This window comes from Piscinibacter gummiphilus (genome assembly GCF_032681285.1).
In the GTDB taxonomy this organism is placed as follows: domain Bacteria; phylum Pseudomonadota; class Gammaproteobacteria; order Burkholderiales; family Burkholderiaceae_C; genus Rhizobacter; species Rhizobacter gummiphilus_A.
In genome coordinates, this window is record NZ_CP136336.1 from 5342025 (window position 1) to 5363908 (window position 21884).

The window sequence follows — 21884 nt, forward strand, 5'->3', positions numbered from 1 at the left end:
GCACTGTGGCGGCGCACCGCCGTCCCGTAAAGCGCATACTTCTGACACCTTCCATTCGCTTTTCGAATCGCTGAACCGCATGGCCTCGACCGACCTGCAACTCGACTGGCTGCGCGCCTTCGTCGCCGTGGTCGACGCCGGCTCGCTGACCGCGGCAGCGCCCCTCGTGCACCGTTCGCAATCGGCGCTGAGCATGCAGCTCAAGAAACTCGAAGACGCGATCGGCCGCCCGGTGCTGAGCCGGGGCCCGCGGCTGCTGGAACTCACGCCGAGCGGGCACGAGTTGCTCGGGTATGCGCGGCGTGTGCTCGCCTTGCACGACGAAGCCGTCGCCGCGCTGCGCGGCCCGGCGCTCACCGGCCGCGTGACGCTCGGCGTGCCCGACGACTACGCCGTGGCCTACCTCGCACCCGTGCTGCGCAGCTTCGCGGCGCGCCACGCCGGTGTCGAACTCACGCTGGTGTGCGAGCAGTCGACGCTGCTGATCCCGAAGCTGCAGCGCGGCGAACTCGACCTCGCCGTCGTCACGCGGGACCGGCCGCAGCGCGGCACCTTCCTCTTCCACGAGCCGCTGGTCTGGGTGGGCGCGGCGCAGCATGAAGCGTGGCGGCGCGAGCCGCTGCCCATCGCCATCTACGAACCCGGCAGCCGCGCGCGCCGCGATGCGCTGGCCGCGCTGGCCGCCCACGGCCGCGCGCACCGCATCGTCTACAACAGCTCCAGCCTGCCCGGCCATGTGGCGGCGGTCGAGAGCGGGCTCGCCATCGCCGCGCTCACCCGCTGCAGCGTGCCACCCGGCCTGCAGGTCCTTGGGGAACGGCACGGGCTGCCGGCCCTGCCGGCCATGGACGTGGCAGCGCTGCGCAGCAAGGCCTCGAGCGGCTCCCCCGCGGTCGATGCCTTGCACGAGCAATTGATCCAGACCCTGCGCCGCCCCGGGTTGAATTGATGCAGTGCCACAAATCCGCCGGCCGATGACGGTCGACCGGCCGGTTGTCCTACAGGCAAGACGCGGCGCTTCCGCGACGATGACGCCAACGTTGTCACCCCCTCACGGAGTTCCTCATGTCGTTTGCCACTGCACAGACCTACGGTCGTCACCACCCCGCCGCGGCCCAGCATGGCCTCACCCGCCATGAAGTCCTGCGCGATGCGCTGCTGGACACGGTCGACCTGCTGCAGCGCCGCCGCGCCGACCTCGTCGACGAAACCTTCATCGACAACTACGTGGCCCTGGGCTGGCTCGAATGGCACGGCGGCCAGCTGCGCGTGAGCGCGCTCGGCAGCACGATCTGCCAGCAGATGTCGGAGCGCCTGTCGCCGCTCGACTCCTGAGCGTCTCTCGCGTCGCGTTCAGCCCGCAGCCGGCACCGGCTCGGGCAACACAAAGAGCGTGACGAAACGCTTGACGGCGGCCTTGTCGCCGTCGATGGCGAGGTCGCCGGCCTTCACCGCCTCGGTGAGCTTGCGGCCGCCATAGAGCACCTCGGCCAGTGCCGCCGTGGTGCCCGTGATCGCCGCATCGGGCCGCTCGGCCTCGCCGCGCTCGACGACGATGGCACCCTCGGCCACCGCCGCATGAAAGCGCTCGTCGCCCAGCCTCAACCCGATCGTGGCGCGGAAGTCGCCTGCAAGATCGGCACTGAAGAGCGTCTGCAAGGACATCATCAGCGACGCCGTCGACACCGGCAGCCCCTGCGTCATCAAGGGCGAGCGTGAGCCCCAGCGGCCGAGCGCCATCAGCAGCGGCGCGAGTTCGCGCCCCCAATCGGTGAGCTCGTAAACGTAGGTGGCGGCCGGCGGCAGCAGGCGGCGCCGGCGCAACACCGAGGCCTGCTCCAGCTCTTCGAGCCGCAGCGTCAGCACGTTGGGGCTGATGCCTGGCAAGCCGGCCCGCAGGTCGGTGAAGCGCTTGCCACCGAACACCAGCTCGCGCACGATGAGCAGCGCCCAGCGCTCCCCGACCAAGTCGAGTGCGTGCGCGGCGGCACACCCGTCTTCGTAACTGCGCTTGAAGCTCATGGGAGGCAGTCTACCGTCAAATCCTGACTCGCAACTTGTCAGTTGTTTTTCAGGACTAACCTGCTTAGACTGGCCGCCCAACTCCCACCCCACTGGAGCCCGACCATGAGCACACCCACCCTCGACCCCTACCTCAACTTCGACGGCAACTGTGCCGAAGCGATGCGCTTCTACGAGAAGACGCTCGGCGGCAAACTCGAAATGATGATGAAGATGTCGGAGTCGCCCGACCCGTCGATGTGCCCGCCCCCGGGGTCGCCGGCCGAGGTGGCCGACCGCATCCTCCACGCCTCGCTGCTGCTCGGCCAGCAGCGCATCCTCGCCTCCGACACCATGCCCGGCCAGACCTACGAGGGGCAGAAAGGCGTGGCGCTCACCCTCGGTTACCAGACGGTCGACGAGGCACGCAAGGTGTTCGACGCGCTGTCGCCCGGCGGCCGTATCGACATGCCGCTCGCGCCCACCTTCTGGGCCGAGGCCTTCGGCGCCGTGGTCGACCGCTTCGGCACCTGCTGGCTGGTCAATGGCGGCCCCAAGGACCTAGGCTGAACAAGAACACAAGGAAGCTCATGACGACCCACACCCTCGACGAGAAGAAGCGCTGGACGGCACTCGCCGTGCTCTGCATCGGCGTGCTGATGATCGTGCTCGACACGACCATCGTGAACGTGGCCCTGCCCTCGATCCGCGCCGACCTCGGCTTCACCGAAACCTCGCTGGTGTGGGTGGTCAACGCCTACATGCTCACCTTCGGCGGCTTCCTGCTGCTCGGCGGCCGGCTGGGTGACCTGTACGGCCACCGCAAGCTCTTCCTGCTGGGCCTCGTGCTCTTCACCGCCGCCTCGGCGGCCTGCGGGCTGGCCCAAGGCCAGGCGATGCTCATCGTCGCCCGCGCGGTGCAGGGCATCGGCGGTGCGGTGGTGTCGGCGGTGTCGCTCTCGCTGATCATGAATCTCTTCACCGCGCCGGCCGACCGCGCGAAGGCGATGGGCATCTACGGCTTCGTCTGCGCCGGTGGTGGCAGCGTCGGCGTTCTGCTGGGTGGCCTGCTCACGAGCAGCCTCAACTGGCACTGGATCTTCCTCGTCAACCTGCCGATCGGCGTGCTGGTCTACGCACTCAGCATGGGGCTGCTGCCGAAAGGCCGCGGCCAAGCACATGGCGAGAAGCTCGACGTGGGCGGTGCCGTCACGGTGACGGTCGCGATGCTGCTCGCGGTCTACGCGGTGGTGAACGGCAACCAGGCCGGCTGGGGCTCCACGCAGACCCTGGGCCTGCTGGCCGCGGCGGTGGTGTTGCTGGGCGTCTTCGTCGTCATCGAATCGCGCGTGCAGCACCCGCTGATGCCGCTCAAGCTCTTCCGCTCACGCAACCTCGCCGTCTCGAACGTGGTGGGCGTGCTCTGGGCCGCCGGCATGTTCGCGTGGTTCTTCATCTCGGCGCTGTACCTGCAACTGGTGCTCAACTACACGCCGATGCAGGTGGGTCTCGCCTTCCTGCCGTCGAACATCATCATGGCCATCTTCTCGCTGGGCATCTCGGCCAAGATGGTGATGCGCTTCGGCCTGCGCAAGCCGCTCGCGGCGGGCCTCTTGATGGCCGCGGTAGGCCTGGCGCTCTTCGCCCGCGCGCCGGTCGATGGCCACTTCTGGGTCGACGTGCTGCCGGGCATGCTGCTGCTCGGCCTCGGTGCCGGCATCGCGTTCAACCCGGTGCTGCTGGCCGCGATGAGCGATGTGTCGCCGGCCGACTCGGGCCTGGCCTCGGGCATCGTGAACACCTCGTTCATGATGGGCGGCTCGCTGGGCCTGGCGGTGCTGGCGAGCCTGGCCGATGCGCGGCGCGATGCCTTGCTGTCGATGGGCGCGAGCACGCCGGTGGCGTTGAGTGGCGGGTATGCCATCGCATTCGTCGTCGGCGCGTGCTTTGCGGCTGCGGCGGGGTTGATCGGGGCGGGGCTGCTGCGGGTCGCGGGGCCTGTGGCGAACTCGCATGAGGCCGTGGGGTCTGCCACCGTTTGATTTGGGATCGGCGCGGGATCGTGCCGACGGGGTGCCCTGCTCCGCTCATGTCCCCCGCAAGAGATCACTCCCGTGATCTCTTGCTCCTCCTTTACTTCGCTGCGCAGGGCACCCCGTCGGCACGATCTGCACCATCGCGGCATGCATGCCTTTTCTTGGCATGCCACGCCGGTGGTTGGCCGGGGCCGATGGGTACCGCGAAGTAAAGGAGGAGAAGAAAACCGCGGGAGCGGTTTTCTTCGGGGGACATGAGCGGAGCCCGGTACCCATCGGCCCAGGCTCGCTCAGACCTCAGGAACTGAGCAGCTTGTCGAACGCCGCCATCTCCAGCGGACGCCCAAACAAATAACCCTGGGCCAAATGGCAACCCGCGTTCTTCAGGTACTCAGCCTGCTCAGCCGTTTCGACACCCTCAGCCACCAGCGCCATGTTGAGCGAGCGCCCCACCGACACGATGGCCTTCACGAGCTCCGCACTCTTGCCGTTGTGCGGCAGCTCCGACACGAAGCTGCGGTCGATCTTGAGCGTCTGCACCGGCAAGCGCGTGAGGTAGCCCAGCGCCGAGTACCCGGTGCCGAAGTCGTCGATGGCGATGGTGATGCCCATCGCGGCGAGCGCTTCCAGGCTCTGGCGCACACCTTCGCTGCCGTCGAGCAGCAGGCTTTCGGTGATCTCGAGTTCCAGCCATTCCGGCTTGCACGCACTGGCCGTCAACGCACCCTGCACCGCTTCCACCAGGTTGTGCCCTTCGGCGAACTGGCGTGCCGACAGGTTCACCGCGATCTTCAGCGGGTCGGCCGCGCGCTCGCGGTTCCAGCTCGCCACTGCATGACACGACTCGTGCAGCGCCCAGGTGCCCATGCGCACGATGAGGCCGGTCTCTTCGGCCAGCGGAATGAAGCTCATCGGCGACACCATGCCGCGCTGCGGCTGGCACCAGCGCATCAGCGCCTCGGCGCCCACGAGCTTCTGCGTCGCGAGGTCGAACTTCGGCTGGTAGTGCAGCAGCAGCTCCTGCCGCTCCACCCCACGGCGCAGCTCGCTTTCCAGCATCAGGCGGTGTGAGGCCTGCGCGGTGAGCTGCGGCGAATAGAACTGGACGTTGTTGCGCCCGCGGGCCTTGGCGTGCGACAGCGCGGCGTCGGCGTGTTGCAAGAGCGCTTCGGCGCTGTTGCCGTCGCTCGGGTAGAGCGCCGCGCCGATGCTCGCGGTGACGAAGACATCGGTGCCGTTGAGATCGAAGGGGGCCGACAGCGCCTGCAGCAGCTTGCTCGCCACGCGCGCCAGCACGTCGGCCTGGCGCACCTCGGGGGCGAGGATGGCGAAGGCATCGCCGGTCAGGCGCGCCACCACGTCGGTCTCGCGCATCGAGTGCGAGAGGCGCGCGCCCACGAGCTTGAGCAGCTCGTCGCCGGCCGAGTGGCCGAGCGAGTCGTTGACCTTCTTGAACTGGTCGAGCCCCAGCATCAGCATGCCGAATTCGGCCGGGTGGCCCGGGCCGTTCATCTGCGCCAGCGCCTGGTGCATGCGCTCGATCAGCCAGCTGCGGTTGGGCAGCGCGGTGACGGGGTCGAAGAACGCGAGTGAATGCACTTGCCGGCGGTAGTCGCGCAGCTCGGTCACGTCCTGAATGGTGCCCAGCATGCGGCGCAGCTTGCCGGCGCCGTCGTACACGAGCTTGGCGCGGCCATGCAGCTCGCGCCGCTGGCCGGTGGCATCGGCTACGTGGTAGTCGTAGCGCAGCGAGGGCAGTCGGTCGCGCACCGCGCGCTTGAACATCTCGACCACCGCTTCGCGCTGCTCGACGGGGATCAATGCCGCCGCCTGGTCGAGGCCCGACGAGACGGTGGCGGTGTTGCTCATGCCGGTGATGCGCAGCGCCTCCGCGGAATAGACGGCGCGGTTGCGCTGGAAGTCCCATTCCCAGGAGCCGAAGTCGGCCATCTGCTGGGCTTCTTCGAGCCGGCCTTCGGCGGCGGTGAGTGCCACCGAGAGTTGCTGCGCGAGCGTCACGTCTTGCAGTGCGGCCACCACCTGGCGCACCTTGCCGAACGGCGTGTATTCGACGACCGCGATGGTGCGCACATGGCGCAGCGCGCCGCTCGCCAGCACGCACGGGAGCTCCATCTCGATGCGCCGCTGGCGTGCGCCCACCGCGTCGCTCCACGCCGCCATGAGGGCGGCCTGGCGGCTGCGCCGCACCATCGCGAGCAGGCCGCGCACGGTCGGCGTGTCGGTGGCGCGCAGGCCGAGGATGGCGAGTGCCACGGGCGTGCCGTGCAGGGCGCCGGTGTCGTCCCAGCTCAGGTGGCCGATGGCATCGAGCCCATGCGCCGCCTCTTCGTACAAGGCATCGAGGGCGCGCGCTGGGAGCAGCGCGTCCAGGGCTTGTGGTTCGGGGTGCATGGTCACTTGGAATTGTGTGGTTGGGGCCTGAGCGCAGTCGCTATGGTCGGGGCGGCGCGTCACTTGCGCCAGCTTTTCAGCATGGGTGTGCTAACAGAAACCAGCGACGCGTGAGTTGATTCACGACAGCGTTGTCACACGCACGACACCCCGCACCCTGGAAGTCCTTGAGTGACATGCCAGGCCAAACGCCGCAACATGGTCAGTGCCCGTTCACTCCAAATGGCTCTGCCCAAGATGTCACGACTGCAGCAAGCGCTGACCCTGCGCGGCTTGACGCTTCGCAACCGCATCGTCATTGCGCCGATGTGCACCTACTCGGCCACCGACGGCGTGGCGAGCGACTTCCACCTCGTGCACCTCGGGCGCTACGCGCTCGGCGGTGCGGGGCTGGTGTTCGTGGAAGCGACCGCAGTGCAGCCCGAAGGCCGCATCACGCACGGCGACCTCGGGCTCTGGGACGACGCGCAGGTCGAGCCACTCGCCCGCATCGCACGTTTCCTCAAGGCGCATGGGTCGACACCGGCCATCCAGCTCGCGCACGCCGGCCGCAAGGCCAGCATGCAGCGGCCCTGGCAGGGCAACGGGCCGATGGACGCGAGCGACACCGCGCGCGGCGAAGTGCCCTGGCGCGTGATCGCGCCGAGCGCGATGGCCGTGGAGCCCGGCTGGCTGATGCCGCGCGAGATGAGCCTGGGCGACATCGAGAAGCTCAAGGGCGATTTCGTCTCCGCCGCCGAGCGTGCGTTGAAGGCCGGCTTCGAGGTGCTGGAGATGCACAACGCGCACGGCTACCTGCTGCATTCCTTTCTGTCGCCCATCACCAACCAGCGCACCGATGCGTACGGTGGTGACCTCGCTGGCCGCATGCGCCTGCCACTCGAAGTGGCCACGCTGCTGCGCGCGGCCTGGCCGCAGCACCTGCCACTCTTCGTGCGCATCTCGTCGGTGGATGCGGTGGAGCACGGCTGGTCGATCGACGACAGCGTGGCCTATGCGAAAGCGCTGAAGAAGATCGGCGTCGACGTGATCGACTGCTCGTCGGGCGGCATCACGACTTCACCCACCGCTTCGGCGGTGCCACGCGAATACGGCTTCCAGTTGCCCTATGCCAAGGCCGTGCGGCAAGGTGCCGGCATCGCGACGATGGCCGTCGGCCTCATCGTCGACCCCCACCAGGCCGAGCGGGCACTCGAAGACGGCAGCGCCGACCTCGCGGCCATTGCACGCCAGGCCCTCGAAGACCCGAACTGGCCGGCCAAGGCGCTCACCGCACTGGAAGCCGACCAGCCTGCCCACGAGCGCTACACGCATTGGCTGCCGCCCTACGGCTGGTGGCTCGCACGCCGCGCCAAGCTCATCGACCGGCTCGGCGCGTGGCGCGGCTGATCACGAACGACCCCTCACGACACCACAGGAGACACCCCATGCTGATGAAAGCCATCACCCTTGCCGCGATGACCCTGGCCACCTCGGGCGCGATGGCGCAGGCCTACCCCGACAAGCCCATCCACATCGTCGTGACCTTCACCACCGGCGGCGCGCCCGACATCATCGCCCGCCTCATCGGCGAGAAGCTCACCGCCGCGTGGAACGTGCCGACCATCATCGACAACAAGCCCGGCGCAGGCGGCAACACCGGCGCCGACGCGGTGGCCAAGTCGCCGGCCGACGGCTACACGGTGGTGGTGGGCACGGTGGGCACGCACTCGATCAACGGCGCGCTCTACAAGAAGATGCCCTACGACATGGTGAAGGACTTCACCCCCATCACCCTGCTCGCCACCACGCCCAACCTGCTCGTGATCAACAACGACGTGCCGGCGAAGAACGTCAAGGAGCTCGTCGCGCTGGGCAAGAAGGACGGCAAGATGACCTTCGCCTCCTCCGGCTCGGGCACCTCGATCCACGTCTCGGGCGAACTCTTCAAGAGCATGACCGGCATGCCGATGGAGCACATCCCGTACAAGGGCCGCGCCGGCGCGATCCCCGACCTGCTGGGTGGGCGTGTGACGATGATGTTCGACAACATGCCGTCGAGCCTGCCGCTGGTGAAGGAAGGCAAGCTGCGCGCGATCGGCGTGACGAGCGCCAAGCGCTCGGCCGCCGCACCCGACATCCCGACCATCGCCGAGCAGGGCCTGCCCGGCTTCGAGGCGGTGTCGTGGTTCGCGCTCTTCGGCCCGGCCAACATGCCCAAGGCGGTGACCGACAAGCTCTCGGCCGAGGTCGGCAAGATCATGAAGTCGCCCGAGGTGAGCAAGAAGCTGCTCGACATCGGCCTGGAGCCCGCGCCCGGCACGCCGGCCGAACTGGCGGCCTACCAGCAGAAGGAAATCACCAAGTGGGCGAAGGTGGTGAAGGACTCGGGCGCGACGGTCGACTGAAGTCTCAGGCCGGCAGCACCGAGGGCGTGGCCTCGCCCTCTTCGTCACCGGCGTCGTTTACCACCGGCTCGGGCGCGACGCGTGACACCACGCGTGACACCACACAGTTGCGCCCGCCGTCTTTCGCCGCATAGAGCGCCTCGTCGGCCCGGCGCAGCAGCGAGCTGAGCGTGTCGCCGGGCGCGAGCCGCGTCACGCCCACGCTGATGGTGACGCTGCGGCCCGGCGTGTGGCGCGACACATCGAGTGCGGCCACACGCTCGCGGAAGCGCTCGGCGGCCACCAGCGCGTCGTCGAGCGACACCTTGGGCAGCACGGCGATGAACTCCTCGCCGCCGAAGCGTGACAGGCAGGCCGCCGGGCTTTTCACGTCGCCGCCGATCGCCCGCACGGCCTCGGCCACGGCGCGCAGGATCTGGTCGCCGGCCAGGTGACCGTGGTTGTCGTTGATGGCCTTGAAGAGGTCGATGTCGGCGAGCAGCAGCGCGCAGTTCGGCTCGGCCTTGGCCATCTGCGCTTCGAGTTCGGTGAGTGCGGCACGGCGATTCGGCAGGCCGGTGAGTTCGTCGGTCATCGCGAGGCCGCGCATGGTGGCGCTCGTGCGCCGGTGGCGCCACAGCAGCACGCCCAGCACCACGAGCAGGATGCCGGCGAGCACGATCACCGCGCTCAGCAGGCGGCCGGCCAGGCGCTCCTGCACCAACGCGTGCTCGGTGACCTTCTGCGACTGCTGCAGGAGCGCCATCTCGCGGTCGCGCGCCGCGTTGTCGTATTCCACCTTGAGCGTGGCGAAACGCTCGTCGAGCTGGCGTGTGAGCACCTGGTCGGTGGCGGCCTTGAAGCGCGACTGCTGCTCGAAGGCGCCGCGCCAGTCGCCCATCTCGGCGAGCGTCTGCGAGAGCGCGCCGTGGGTGGCGGCCTGCTCGGCGAGCGACTCGCCGTCGCTGAACACCTTGAGCGCTTCGTGCAGCGCCGCGGCGCTCTCGGGCAATCGGTGCAGCAGGCGCAGCGCGATGCCGCGCTGCAGCTGGATCTGCGCCCGCAGGCGGGCGTCGGGCAGGGTCTTCTGCACCTCGGTGGCCTGGTCGAGCAGCGCCAGCGCCACGGTGGGCTCGTTGCGCGCGTTTTGCACCGCGGCCTGGCCGCGCAGCGCGTAGGCGATGCCGCGCGGGTAGCTCAGCTCGCGGCTGAGCTTGAGCACGCTGTCGAAGGCCTGCTGGGCGGCGTCCCACTCGCGCAGGTTCTCGAGCGAGCGGCCGAGGTTGTATTGCGTCACCGCCTGCTCGCGCTGCAGGCCGGCCGCGGCCTGCGCCTTCAGCGCCGACTCGTAGTAGTGCCGCGCCTGCACATGGTCGCCCATGCGGTTGTAGAGGATGGCAATCGTGTTCTCGACCGTGAGCGCGTGGAACGGCATCTGCAGACGCTCGAACAGCGCCCGCGATCGCTTGAGGTCGGCCAGGCCGCTCGCGAACTCGCCGCGCACGCCGCGCAGGTGGCCGCGGTTGAAGAGCGCGTCGGCCTGCATCTCGTCGTCTTGCGTCTTTTCAGCGAGGGCCACTTGCTGTTCGTAGAGCTCGATGGCGCGGGTGTTCTCGCCTGCGGCTTCCTGCAGCGTGCCTTCGCAGCCCAGCACCCCGGCAGCAAGACCGCGACGCTTGAGCTGCGGCAACAGCGCGCGCGCCTCGGCCACGTGGCGCTGGGCGGCGGCGCCGTCACGCTCGGAGTGGTAGTCGCAGAGCAGCAAGTGGGCGCGCACCTGCAGGTCGGCATCGGGAAGGCCCGCCAATTGCTGGAGCGCTTGCTCGGCGAGCTTGCGGCTGCGCTCGGGGTCGACCTTCACTTGTGCCTGGCTCTGCTCGACGAGGCCCCGCAGCCCGGCCGCCGCATCGTTCGCCGCGCCCACGCTCGGCCACAGGACCGACCACAACACCAGGAGAGAAACGACGTGACGCACGAGCGATCGCAAGAGATGGACGGAAGACGAAGAAACCGGATTGTCGCTTTGCACCGGCTGGCACAGAATCAACGGCCATGATCACCGAAAGCGACATCGGTCTGGCCGTGCCCGACGACGCGGTGGCCATTGCCGCGCTGTCGCGGCGGGTGATCGAGCATGGCCTCGAATGGCGCTGGACACCCCAGCGCGTGCTGGCCAGCATGGCCGACGCCGACACCAACGTGGTCGTCGCTCGCCAGTTCAACGACCTGCTCGGCTTCGCGGTGATGCGCTACGCCGACGAGGAAGCGCACCTGCTGCTGCTCGCCACCCAGCCGCGCTGCCGCCGCCAGGGCGTGGGCAGCATGCTGCTGGCCTGGCTGGAGAGCACGCTGCAAGTGGCCGGCATCCGCACGATCAAGCTCGAGACGCGCAGCGGCAACGCCGGGGCGCGCGCCTTCTACAAGCACCACGGCTTCGTCGAGCACGACCGGCGCAGCGGCTATTACCAGGGCGTCGAAGACGCGGTGCGCTACCTCAAGCAGCTCGGGCTGCCCGACGCCTGAGAGCTCCTTCCGGTCAGCGGGCCTGGTGCAGCACCAGCCCGCCCTTCAGCAGCAACTGCTCGATGTCGGTGAAGCCCGCCGCCCGCAAGGCCTCGCGCTGCTCGTCGACCGTCATGTAGAGCCGGTCGTTGGTCATGCCACCCTCGCCGAAGAAGTGGTCGCAGACGAGGTAGCTGCCACCCGGCAAGAGCCGCTCGCGGGCCTGCGCGTGCAAGCCGCTCGCGTAGCGCTTGTGCCGCAACTCGTGCACCGCCTGGTGGGTGACGATGAAGTGGAATTCTCCGAGCCCGTCACCCCACTGCGGGTCGCGCAGGTCGCGCACGAGGAAGTCGACCCGCCCCGCGTGGGCCGCCAGGCGTTCGCGCGCCATCACCTGCATTGGCACCGAGAAGTCGAGCGCGACATAGTCGAGATCTGCCCGCACAGCGAGCAGGCGCTCGGCCAGAAAACCCGGGCCGGAGCCGAGTTCGAGCACGCGGCAGGGCGAGCCCGCATGCGCGGCGATCATCTCGGCAAACGCCGAGAAGAAATCGGCGCGCCACGGGCGCACCACCATCGCGGCCTCGGTCCATTGCTGCGCGTGCGCCGCTTCGCGGAAATCGACGGTCACCGGCACGTCGTCGTTGAAGAGGCTCATGCCGCCCTCCGCAGCAGCTCGCCATAACGCACGGCGTCGATGTTGGAGCCGCAGACGATCAGCGCCACGCGCTTGCCGTCGAGCCGCTCGCGCAGCGGGCCGAGCAAGGCGGCCGTCGCCGCGGCGGCGGCCGGCTCGGCGGCGAGCTTCATGTCGAGGAAGAGGTGGTGCATCGCCGCGACGAGCGCGTCGTCGTCCACCCGCACGATCTCGTCGACGAAGCGCCGGCACACGCCGTAGCTGTAGGCCATCGCATAGGGCGCGCTCAGGCTGTCGGCCACGGTGTCGACGCCCTCGAGCCGCATCGGCCGGCCCGCCTGGAAGCTGCGGTACATCGCATCGGCGCCCGCGGGCTCGACGCCGAACACCTGGCAGCGCGGGTTGATCTGCTTGACGATGGACGAGATGCCCGCCGCGAGCCCGCCACCGCCGACCGGCACCACCACCGCATCGAGCCCGCGCACCTGGCGCATCAGCTCCAGGCCGATGGTGCCCGTGCCTTCGGCCGTGCGCGGGCCGTCGTAGGGGTGGACCATGCTGCGGCCTTCGTCGGCGGCAATGCGGTCGGCGAGCGCGAAGGCCTCGGCGAGCGTCTCGGTGAGCAGCAGCTCGGCGCCGTAGCCGCGGCACGCGTCGAGCCGCACGGGGCTTGCGAACTTCGGCATCACGAGCTTGGCGTGCGAGCCCACGGCGCGCGCGGCACAGGCGACCGACACCGCATGGTTGCCGGCACTCGCCGCCACCACGCCACGGCGGCGCTGCTCGTCGCTGAACGACTGCACGGTGTTGAGCGCGCCGCGCAGCTTGAAGCTGCCGGTCTGCTGGAAGAGTTCGAGCTTGAGCCAGACCTCGGTGAGCGGGTTGAAGGTGCGCGCGACCACGCCGGTCTGCCAGCGCCACACCGGCGTGGGCATGATCTGGCCCGCGAGGCGCAAGGCCACACGTTCGACCTCATGCAGGCGGGGATACGGCAACTCCGACTTCGAAGACGGAAGGGACGACGACGCCGGCGCAGCAGCGTCGGCTTGAAGCAATGCGGACATGGGAACACTCCATTCGATGCGGGAAAGGCGTGGCCCGCGAAGGACGCAAGGCGCACGCACGGCGGCCGAAATGCGGGACCGCCAAGCACCGGGCAAAGCCGCAGCTCAGCGGTCCAGGCGAATTCGAATGGAGATGGAGGTGGGCGCGATGGCAGCGCGGCGCAGCACGACGCTCGCAAGGTGCGAGACGTGTGGGGTGGGTGCAGGCCGGCGGGTCACGGGGCGCATGATGTCACAGGCCTCGCGGCCTGCGCAAGCGCGGTCGTTTCAGTCGCCTCGAGGGCTTCGGCCACCACGCTGCGCTGGCGCCCGGCTTCTTTCGCCCGGTAAAGCGCGGCATCGGCCCGCTCGATGGTCAGGTGCAGGGCCTCGCCCGGCGCGGCGGCGGCGATGCCGGCCGAGAAGCTCACGCCACGCGCTTCGCTGCCGCACGCAAAACTCAGGTTGCGCATGCGCTCGTGCACACGGTCGAGCACGCAGGCGGCACCGGCCGCGTCGGTCTCGGGCAGCACGACCATGAATTCCTCGCCGCCCCAGCGGCCGAGCACGTCGGTGTCGCGCACGGTCGCGCCGACCTCGAGCGCAAAGGCTTTGAGCACCTCGTCGCCCTGGGCGTGGCCGCAGCTGTCGTTGATGCGCTTGAAGTGGTCGATGTCGAGCAGCGCGATCGACATCGGCCGCCCGCTGCGCTCGGCGCGCTGCACTTCCTTGTGCATCAGCGCCATCACGTGGCGGCGGTTGTAGAGCCCGGTCAGCTCGTCGCGGCTGGCCAGCTGCCGGTTGTGCTCCAGCGCCTGCTCCAGGTCGTGCCGGTGCTGGCGCAGCTTGTGGCGCATGGTGCTCAGCTGGCCCGCCAGCACCGCGATGGCCGGCAGCACCACCGCGACCATCATGAAGTGCAGCGCCTCTTCGGCGATGGGGAAGCGATCCGGCCAGCGCAGGTGGCCGCCGACCATGGTCGCGCCCAGCAGCAGCACGGCCAGCACGCTCAGGCGCCGCACCTGCCCCGGCTTGAGGGCGAACATGCCGCTCACCAGCGTGATGGCCATCGCAAGCAGGCTCGCACCGCGCACCGGCCCACAGATCAGGTAGGCCGTGACGGTGGAGAAGACGCTGAAGACCCCTTGCACCATGGTGAGCGCGGGGTCGGTGGGGGAGAGGCGTTCGTTCCAGCCACTGCGGATGACGGCATAGAAGGTCAGCACGCCCAGCAGCGTGAGCGACGACCAGGCCAGCGCCAGGTGCGCATCGATCAGGCCGGTCCACACGCCGAAGGCGCAGATGAACGACAGCAGCACGTCGACCAGGACCACCAGCAGGGCCTGCGAGGCGCGCAGGCGCTGCCGTGCCTCGCGGCCGAGCACGAGGGTGGCAAGCTGGGTGGAAAGGGCCTGGCCCATGCCTCGGATATCGGCCCGCGGCAGCGCCGCTTGAGCCGCATGCGGGCCGATCAGGGGTGGAACGTGGAGCTTTCCGCTGCCGCCGCGAGCGCGGCGTCGACCGCCTCGTTGAGCTTGCCGACGTTGATGGGCTTGGTGAGGTAGCGGAAGAAGCCTGCCTCCAGGCCCTGCGCCCGCGCGCGCGGCATTGCATCGGCGGTGACGGCGATGACCGGGATGTGGCGCGTCACCGGGTCGGCGGCCAGCAGCGCGCGGGCGTCGGCGCCGTTCAGGCCGGGCAGGTGGATGTCCATCAGGATGACCTGCGGCAAGTGGGCGCGGGCGAGTTCGATGCCCAGTTGCGCATCGGGCGCCGAGAGCATGCGCAGGTCGCCGCGGAAGGCGACGATCTCCTCCACCAGCCGCAGGTTGGCGGGGTTGTCTTCCACGTAGAGCAGCAGCGGCATGTGCGGCAACGCGAGCGGGTCGCGCGGGGTGAGCGGCATGCGGTCGGTTTCGGCGACGGCGGCCGTGTCTTGCGAGCGCTTGAGTTCGATCCAGAACTCGCTGCCCACGCCGGGGGTGCTTTGCACGCCGATGCGCCCGCCCATCAGCTCGACCAGGCGCTTGGTGACCACGAGGCCGATGCCGGTGCCTTCCACCGCACCCGCTTCCTGGCCCAGCCGGTTGAAGGGCTGGAAGAGCGAGGCCACCTGCTCGGGCCGGAGGCCGGGGCCGGTGTCACGCACGACGATGCGGGCCGTGCCGCTGTTGAACGAAGCGCACTCGACCACCACCGCGCCTTCTTCGCGGTTGTACTTGATGGCGTTGGACAGCAGGTTGAGCATCACCTGCTTCAGGCGCGTGCGGTCGGCCACCACGGTGAGCGACGGGTCGACTGGCATCAGCATGTGCAGCCCGCGCTGCGCCGCGGCCGGCTCCAGCATGGTGTGGCATTCCTTGAGCAGCGCGGCGACCTCCACCGGCTCGGGCGAGAGCATCAGGTTGGCCGACTCGATGCGTGCGAGGTCGAGCACCTCGTTGATGAGGCTCAGCAGGTGCGCCCCGGCCTTCAGGATGTGCTGGGTGAACTCGGTGCGCTTGGTCGCCGACAGCGAAATGCCCTCGGTGGCCAGCAACTGGCCGAAGCCGAGGATGGCATTGAGCGGCGTGCGCAGCTCGTGGCTCATGCTGGAGATGAACTCCGACTTGGCGCGGTTGGCACGCTCCGCGGCCTCGGTGGCCTGGGCCAGCTCGCGGTTGGAGGCTTCGAGCTGCGCGGTGCGCTCGTGCACCCGCGCTTCGAGCCGCTCGTTGAGCTGCATCACCTCGTGCTGCGCCTGCCGGCGGTCGTTGACCTCGCGCGCGATCTCGTGCAGCGCGGCTTCGTTCTCGTGCACCCGCCGCTCGATCTCGCCCATCATGCCGTTGAACGCCTCGGCCAGCGTACCCACCTCGTCGTCGCTCATCTTCTGCGCGCGGCGCGAGTAGTCGCGTTGCTCCATCACCTCGCGCGCGGTGGTGGCGATGGACAGCACGGGCCGCGTCACCACGCGTTGCAGGCGCAGCGAAACGGCCCAGGCCACGCCCATCGCGATGGCCAGCACGGCCAGCGCGATGCCGCTGTAGCCGATCACCCGCTCATAGAGCGCGTAGTCGGCACGCAGGTAGACCGAACCGCGGGTTTCGCCCTTGTCGACGATGGGCGCGGTGACCACCATCTCGCGCTCCTCGATGTGCACGCCGGGTGCGCCGGGCCGCGGCGGGAACGCGGCCGAGGCTGCCGTGGCGGGGTACAGCGCGAAGAGCTCGCCGCGCTCGTCATAGATGGCGGCGGCCCGCACCTGGGGCCGCAGGCGCAGCAGCGCGAGGTTGTCGCTGGCGACCTTGGCGTCGTCGAAGGCGAGGGCTGTGGCCGTGGTCTTGCCCAACAGTTCGGCCTGGCCCGCCATGTCACCCACCCACGACTGGTGGTAGGACCGCAGGTCGTAGGCGATCATGGCCGCCAGCGCCACGACCAGCGAAACCAGCGTGGTGAGCAACACCACGCTCACGAGCTTGGTCTGCAGCGAGGTCGACCTGCGGCGCACGGCGGTCGTCATGGCGCACCCTCCACCCGGCGCGCCACGCCGAGCAGGCGCGAGCTGATCTTGAGCTCGCGCGCTTCAGCGCCACGCAGGTCGACGTCGAAGCGCACGCGCTTGTCGATCATCACGAAGTTGATCGTGCTGCCGGCCGGCTGCGCGTCGTCGGCCTCGGTGACGGTGAGCACCGGCTGGCGGGCGGTGGACGCGAGCCAGTTGGCCGCGCGGGCCCCGGCCCCTCGGCCGACGAAGAGCACGTGCAGCCCCGACGCCGCCTCGCCCGGCCCCAGCCGCCGCGACACCACGGGCCGGCTCTCGGCGCGACGGCGTGAGATCAGCACGTCGAGTTCTTCCGCCAGCACATCGGACCCGGCCACGCCAATCACGAACGGGCTCTTCGGGCCGTCGAACGCCGCTGCCGGCCACTCCACGAAATCGAGGAACTTGTAGAGGTAGGCCGCCTTCACCTGGTGCTCGGCCACCGCCGCGACCTGTGCGACACCGGCCTGTGGCTGCATCCAGACCGCCCCGCCCATGGCAGCGTGCAGACAGGCGCACACCGCCATGCGGCGTTTCACAACGACCACCTCAGCCACACACCGATGCTGCGCTCGAACTCGCTGCGCCCCGGCGCGTCGCCGAACTCGGCGTGCGTCGCATCGAAGAGGTTCTGGCCCACGATCGACAGCTCCAAATCGGGCCTGACGCGCCAGCCATAGCGCGCATCGAATGCGGTGTAGGCCGGCACGCCGGCCTGCGGCAGGTGGGCCACGCGCCGCAGCGAGACTTCCAACTCCTGCCCGTCGACCGGGGTGTGGGTCGAGCGCAGCGACCACTGGAACGACGGGTCGTCGCCGAGGTTGGACGGGCCGACCGGGTCGGTGCTGCCGGCCTTCAGGTGCAGGCGTTTGTGCAGCGTGGTGAAGCCGCCGCTCAGGCGCCAGGCCGGCAGCACCTGCCACTGGGCCCAGGCCTCCAGGCCGCAGGTCTGGCCTTCGATCATGTTCTGCACCTGGGCATTGGGCGGCGACTGGCCGCTGCGCAACGAGTCCCAGTCGCTCACGTAGGCGGTGGCCGAGCCGCTCCAGCCGGCGCCGAACTGGCCGCGCCAGCCGAGCTCGAACACGTTGGCCACCTCGGCGCGGAAGTCGGGCCCGCCCGCGATGATGTAGGGCGGCGTGGGCGGCAGGCGGATGTCACGGTCGAGCCGGGCCGGGGCGCGCACCGCGCGCGACAGCGCCGTCCACACCATCTGCTGCGGCAACGGGCGCCACGCCAGGCGCAGGTTGGGCAGCGGCTCGAGGCCGGTGAAGTCGTTGTGCTCGAGTTTCAGGCCGAGCGTGAGGTCGAGGGTCTCGCTCAGGGCCAGGTCGTCCTGCACGAAGAGGTTGCCCCAGCTGAGCGTCTGGCGCTCGGGCACGAAGCCGAAGAAGAGGCCGGGCTCGAGCTTGTCGCGCGCCCAGCGGTAGCCGCCGCCCCACACGAGCTTGTGGCGTCCGTGGGTGATGGCGTGCTGCAGCTCCAGGTCGAAGAGGTCGACGGTCGGGCGGTAGAGCAGCGCGTCTTCGCGCTCCATGTGGTCGACGTAGGCCTGCACGCGCAGGTCGCTGCCCGCTTCGAGCCGGCGCGTCCAGCGGCCGAGCAGGTTGGCGCCGGAGCTGCGAATGGGCGTGAGCTCGGTGCCGAGCAGCACGCCACGGTGCTCGGCCCGCGTGCGGTAGATGTCGCCCTGCAGCGTGAGGGTGTCGGTGCCCAGTGCAAAGTCGGCACGCAGGCCAGCCTGGTGGCGCTCGTTGGCATCGGGCACAGATCGGCCGTCGGCGGTTTCGGTGGCCTTCAGGCGCTGCGTCTTGCCGTACACCCGCAGGTGGCCCGTCTCGCCCAGCGCCACGCCGTGGCGAAGCGACAGGCCGCGCTCAAGGGTGCCGGCACCGGCCACCACTAGCGTGCCCTGCGTGTCGGCGCTCGAGCGCGTGAGGATGTTGATCACGCCATTGACCGCATTCGCGCCCCACAGCGTGGCGCCGGGGCCGCTGATGACCTCGATGCGCTCGACGTCGTCGAGCAGCACGTCCTGCTGGTCCCAGAACACGCCCGAGAAGAACGGCGTGTAGGCGGTGCGGCCGTCGATGAGCACGAGCAGCTTGTTGCCGATGGCGTTGTTGAAGCCGCGTGCGCTGATGGCGTATTGGGTGGCGTCGATGCGCGCCACCTGCAGGTTGGGCGCGAGGCGCAGCGCCTCGGGCAGCGAGCTCGCGCCAGAGCGGCGGATGGCCTCGGCGGTGATGACGTAGATGGAGGCCGGCGCCGCCCCGAGCGGCTCGCCGCGCCGCGAGACGGACGTGACCTCGAGACGGCCCAGCTCTTCCAGCGACAGGTCGGCGATGTCGCGCACGGCAGACCACGTCGGCGAGATCGCGCACCCAGAGAGGGCGCACACCCACAGCGCCCGGGCCCAGCGTCTCATGCGTCTCGTGTCCTGGCTCAGGATGCGGTCCTCTGCTTGGTCACATCGGGCCGCACGCGGCGGCCACCGTTCCGACGATTCGAGCAGGCCCGACCGTACACCGCCACTGTCAGGCCTGACAGGACCAGGGTTTCACACCGCTCACGACCAGAGCTTGAGCAGGAGCTCCTTCACGAGCTCGATCGACTGGTCGATCAGCGGGCCGCGGTGACGCTGCGCCGAGGTGGCGATCCACAAGGTGGTGGTCATCTTCGGTCGGCGAATGGGCCTCACGGCGAAACGGTTTTCCTGGCCGCTCGCGCGAATGGCGTTGAGCGCCAGCACCGCATGCGCCTGGCCCTGCTGCACGAGGTCGAGGATGGCGGGGATGCTTTCCACCTCCAGGGAAACCCTCGCCTTGCGGCCCTCGTTGGCGAGCGCCGTCTCCAGCAGCATGCGGATGGAATGCGGCAGGCTCGGGATCACGAGCTCGTGCTCGGCCACCTCGGCCAGCGTGACCGGCGGGCCGATGAGCTTGCCGCCTTTCTCGCGCGCGGAGACGAGGTAGAGCTGCTCGTCGAGCACCGGCACCAGGTCGATGGCGGCCGACGGCGCCACGTTGTAGACCACCGCGCAATCCACGCGGCCGATGGCCAGCCACTCCAGCACGTAGGTGGAGAGGCCTTCGACCACGCTCAGCGTGGCCTTGGGAAAGCGCGCACGGAACGAGGCGACGAGCGGCGTGGTGAGCGTGCGGCTCACGCTGGGCGGCAGGGCCAGCACCAGGCGGCCGGTGGCAGCGCCGCGGTGGTCTTCCATGTCGAGCCGGGCCCGCTCGACCTGCTGCAGGATGCCGCGGCCATGGGCCAGCAGCCGGGTGCCGGCCTCGGTGAGCGTGACGCCGCGGCCGTTGCGCTCGAAGAGCGACTGGCGCAGCTCCACTTCGAGGGCCCTGACCTGTCGGCTCAGGGCCGGCTGGGCGATCGACAGGAAGCTCGCCGCGCGGGTGAAGCTGCCCAGCTCGGCCACGTGCACGAAGTATTCGAGCTGCTTGAGATCCATGGTTTGGAATATGCCACTGCGGCATAGCTGCTATGTGGGCTATCTCGTTGCTGCATGAGAAGTGCTGCGCAAGAATCGTTCGCAGATCGCCCCCACGGCGCTCACCAGCGCACACGACATGAGCCTCATCATCGACATCCACGGCCACTACACCACCGCCCCCAAGGCGCTGGAAGACTGGCGCAACCGGCAGATCGCCAACCTCAACGACAAGGCCAACCTGCCCAAGGCGTCGGAGCTCAAGATCACCGACGACGAGCTGCGCGAGAGCATCGTCAACAACCAGCTCAAGAAGATGCAGGAGCGCGGCAGCGACCTCACCGTCTTCTCGCCGCGCGCGAGCTTCATGGCGCACCACATCGGCGACTTCGAGGTCTCGTCGACCTGGGCCGCGATCTGCAACGAGCTCTGCTTCCGCGTGAGCCAGCTCTTCCCCGACCACTTCATCCCGGCCGCGATGCTCCCGCAGTCGCCGGGTGTGGACCCGAAGACCTGCATTCCCGAGCTGGAGAAGTGCGTCACCCAATACGGCAACGTGGCGATCAACCTCAACCCCGACCCGTCGGGCGGGCACTGGACGTCTCCGCCGCTGACCGACAAGGCCTGGTACCCCATCTACGAAAAGATGGTGGAGCACAAGATCCCCGCGATGGTCCACGTGAGCACGAGCTGCAACGCCTGCTTCCACACCACCGGCGCGCACTACATCAATGCCGACACGACGGCGGTGATGCAACTGATCCAGGGCGATCTCTTCAAGGACTTCCCCGAGCTCAAGTTCATCGTGCCGCACGGCGGCGGCGCGGCGCCCTACCACTGGGGCCGCTACCGTGGCCTGGCGCAGGAGCTGAAGAAGCCGCTCCTGAAGGACCACCTGCTCAACAACGTGTTCTTCGACACCTGCGTCTACCACCAGCCCGGCATCGACCTGCTGACGACGGTGATCCCGGTCGACAACATCCTCTTCGCGAGCGAAATGATCGGCGCCGTGCGCGGCATCGACCCGGAAACCGGGAACTACTACGACGACACCAAGCGCTACATCGAGGCCTCGAAGATCCTCTCGGCCGACGACAAGCACAAGGTCTACGAGGCGAACGCGCGCCGTGTGTATCCGCGCCTCGACGCGGCTCTCAAAGCAAAGGGGAAGTGAGATGTACGAACTGGGCGTCGTCTACCGCAACATCCAGCGCACCGATGCGGCCGTGGCCGACAAGCTGGCCGCCCTCGGCAGCGCCACCGTGCATGAGGCCATGGGCCGTGTCGGCTTGTTGAAGCCTTACATGCGGCCGATCTACGCCGGCGCGCAGGTCTCGGGCACGGCCGTCACCGTGCTGCTGCATCCGGGAGACAACTGGATGATGCACGTGGTGGCCGAACAGATTCAGCCGGGCGACATCGTCGTGGCCGCGATCACCGCCGAGTGCACCGACGGCTACTTCGGTGACCTGCTGGCGACCTCGTTCCAGGCGCGGGGCGCTCGCGCGCTCATCATCGACGCCGGCGTGCGCGACGTGAAGACCTTGGCCGAGATGAAGTTCCCGGTGTGGAGCAAGGCCATCAGCAGCAAGGGCACCATCAAGGCGACGCTCGGCTCGGTGAACATTCCCGTGGTGTGCGCCGGCATGCTGGTGACGCCGGGCGACGTGATCGTGGCCGACGACGACGGCGTGGTCTGCGTGCCGCGCGGCATCGCCGCCAAGACGCTCGAAGCCGCCGTGGCCCGCGAAGCCCTCGAAGGCGAGAAGCGCGAGAAGCTCGCCTCCGGCGTGCTCGGCCTGGACATGTACAAGATGCGCGAGCCGCTGGCAAAAGCCGGCCTCAAGTACATCGACTAGAGATATGGCCCCCCAGTCGCTTCGCTCCTGCCCCCAAGGGGCGCCGCCTGGCGGCCC

Annotated in this window: 19 protein-coding genes; 9 read left to right on the forward strand and 10 right to left on the reverse strand. The window is 69.1% G+C overall.

Annotated features, from left to right (window positions below; all coding sequences use genetic code 11):
- Nucleotides 1-79 precede the first annotated feature (79 nt).
- Both RXV79_RS25390 and RXV79_RS25395 read left to right on the forward strand, forming a co-directional pair.
- On the forward strand, nt 80-949 hold the full coding sequence (locus RXV79_RS25390; protein WP_316700923.1) for a LysR family transcriptional regulator: 870 nt from the start codon (nt 80-82) through the stop codon (nt 947-949).
- Between the two features lie 116 nt (nt 950-1065).
- Nucleotides 1066-1335: a hypothetical protein gene (locus RXV79_RS25395; protein ID WP_316700924.1), complete on the forward strand. Its 270-nt coding sequence runs from the start codon at nt 1066-1068 to the stop codon at nt 1333-1335.
- 18 nt (nt 1336-1353) lie between these two features.
- On the opposite strand, the gene RXV79_RS25400 is transcribed toward RXV79_RS25395, so the two are convergent.
- Entirely contained in the window at nt 1354-2022 is a 669-nt protein-coding gene (locus RXV79_RS25400; RefSeq protein ID WP_316700925.1) for a winged helix-turn-helix transcriptional regulator, read from the reverse strand.
- Nucleotides 2023-2127: 105 nt separating this feature from the next.
- Between RXV79_RS25400 and RXV79_RS25405 the strand changes: the two genes are divergently transcribed.
- Together RXV79_RS25405 and RXV79_RS25410 are read left to right on the forward strand one after the other, a co-directional pair.
- The gene (locus tag RXV79_RS25405) at nt 2128-2571 is read left to right on the forward strand and encodes a VOC family protein (RefSeq protein WP_316700927.1); all 444 of its coding nucleotides are present in this window, start codon (nt 2128-2130) and stop codon (nt 2569-2571) included.
- Nucleotides 2572-2591: 20 nt separating this feature from the next.
- On the forward strand, nt 2592-4043 hold the full coding sequence (locus tag RXV79_RS25410) for a DHA2 family efflux MFS transporter permease subunit (RefSeq protein WP_316700930.1): 1452 nt from the start codon (nt 2592-2594) through the stop codon (nt 4041-4043).
- Nucleotides 4044-4334: 291 nt separating this feature from the next.
- On the opposite strand, the gene RXV79_RS25415 is transcribed toward RXV79_RS25410, so the two are convergent.
- The gene (locus RXV79_RS25415) at nt 4335-6449 is read right to left on the reverse strand and encodes a putative bifunctional diguanylate cyclase/phosphodiesterase (protein WP_316700931.1); all 2115 of its coding nucleotides are present in this window, start codon (nt 6447-6449) and stop codon (nt 4335-4337) included.
- Between the two features lie 237 nt (nt 6450-6686).
- Here RXV79_RS25415 and RXV79_RS25420 point away from each other — a divergent pair, with 237 nt between their 5' ends.
- Nucleotides 6687-7838, forward strand: coding sequence for an NADH:flavin oxidoreductase/NADH oxidase (locus RXV79_RS25420; RefSeq protein ID WP_316700932.1), 1152 nt, complete (start codon nt 6687-6689; stop codon nt 7836-7838).
- Nucleotides 7839-7882: 44 nt separating this feature from the next.
- Nucleotides 7883-8836: a Bug family tripartite tricarboxylate transporter substrate binding protein gene (locus tag RXV79_RS25425; RefSeq protein ID WP_316704203.1), complete on the forward strand. Its 954-nt coding sequence runs from the start codon at nt 7883-7885 to the stop codon at nt 8834-8836.
- A gap of 4 nt (nt 8837-8840) precedes the next feature.
- Here RXV79_RS25425 and RXV79_RS25430 read toward each other — a convergent pair whose 3' ends face one another.
- Complete coding sequence (locus tag RXV79_RS25430) at nt 8841-10790, reverse strand: diguanylate cyclase domain-containing protein (protein ID WP_316700933.1); 1950 nt, start codon at nt 10788-10790, stop codon at nt 8841-8843.
- Nucleotides 10791-10867: 77 nt separating this feature from the next.
- On the opposite strand from RXV79_RS25430, the gene RXV79_RS25435 reads away from it, so the two are divergent.
- Nucleotides 10868-11338 (forward strand): GNAT family N-acetyltransferase, encoded by a 471-nt coding sequence (locus RXV79_RS25435; RefSeq protein ID WP_316700934.1) that lies wholly within the window; start codon nt 10868-10870, stop codon nt 11336-11338.
- Nucleotides 11339-11351: 13 nt separating this feature from the next.
- On the opposite strand, the gene RXV79_RS25440 is transcribed toward RXV79_RS25435, so the two are convergent.
- The 7 genes from RXV79_RS25440 to RXV79_RS25470 all read right to left on the reverse strand — a co-directional run bounded on the left by RXV79_RS25440 (nt 11352) and on the right by RXV79_RS25470 (nt 19989).
- Nucleotides 11352-11975, reverse strand: a complete 624-nt coding sequence (locus tag RXV79_RS25440) for a class I SAM-dependent methyltransferase (protein WP_316700935.1) — start codon at nt 11973-11975, stop codon at nt 11352-11354.
- On the reverse strand, nt 11972-13018 hold the full coding sequence (locus RXV79_RS25445; RefSeq protein ID WP_316700936.1) for a threonine ammonia-lyase: 1047 nt from the start codon (nt 13016-13018) through the stop codon (nt 11972-11974). Before RXV79_RS25445 ends, RXV79_RS25440 begins: the two co-directional genes overlap by 4 nt.
- A 215-nt stretch (nt 13019-13233) precedes the next feature.
- Nucleotides 13234-14418 carry a GGDEF domain-containing protein gene (locus RXV79_RS25450; protein ID WP_316700937.1) on the reverse strand — a complete coding sequence of 395 codons (1185 nt, stop codon included), beginning with the start codon at nt 14416-14418 and terminating at the stop codon, nt 13234-13236.
- Nucleotides 14419-14468: 50 nt separating this feature from the next.
- Nucleotides 14469-16499: a sensor histidine kinase, YfiR-like protein-associated gene (locus tag RXV79_RS25455; protein ID WP_316700938.1), complete on the reverse strand. Its 2031-nt coding sequence runs from the start codon at nt 16497-16499 to the stop codon at nt 14469-14471.
- A complete protein-coding gene (locus RXV79_RS25460) occupies nt 16496-17059 on the reverse strand; it encodes a TOL_0243 family YfiR-like periplasmic protein (RefSeq protein WP_316700939.1) in 564 nt (187 codons plus the stop codon). The genes RXV79_RS25455 and RXV79_RS25460 overlap by 4 nt, the downstream gene beginning before the upstream one ends.
- A complete protein-coding gene (locus RXV79_RS25465; protein ID WP_316700940.1) occupies nt 17056-18948 on the reverse strand; it encodes a TOL_0244 family TonB-dependent receptor in 1893 nt (630 codons plus the stop codon). The genes RXV79_RS25460 and RXV79_RS25465 overlap by 4 nt, the downstream gene beginning before the upstream one ends.
- Before the next feature lie 141 nt (nt 18949-19089).
- Nucleotides 19090-19989 carry a LysR family transcriptional regulator gene (locus tag RXV79_RS25470; protein WP_316700941.1) on the reverse strand — a complete coding sequence of 300 codons (900 nt, stop codon included), beginning with the start codon at nt 19987-19989 and terminating at the stop codon, nt 19090-19092.
- A gap of 118 nt (nt 19990-20107) precedes the next feature.
- Here RXV79_RS25470 and RXV79_RS25475 point away from each other — a divergent pair, with 118 nt between their 5' ends.
- Nucleotides 20108-21142 (forward strand): amidohydrolase family protein, encoded by a 1035-nt coding sequence (locus tag RXV79_RS25475; protein WP_316704204.1) that lies wholly within the window; start codon nt 20108-20110, stop codon nt 21140-21142.
- Nucleotide 21143: 1 nt separating this feature from the next.
- Nucleotides 21144-21827, forward strand: coding sequence for a 4-carboxy-4-hydroxy-2-oxoadipate aldolase/oxaloacetate decarboxylase (gene ligK / locus RXV79_RS25480; protein WP_316700942.1), 684 nt, complete (start codon nt 21144-21146; stop codon nt 21825-21827).
- The last annotated feature ends 57 nt before the right edge of the window (nt 21828-21884 follow it).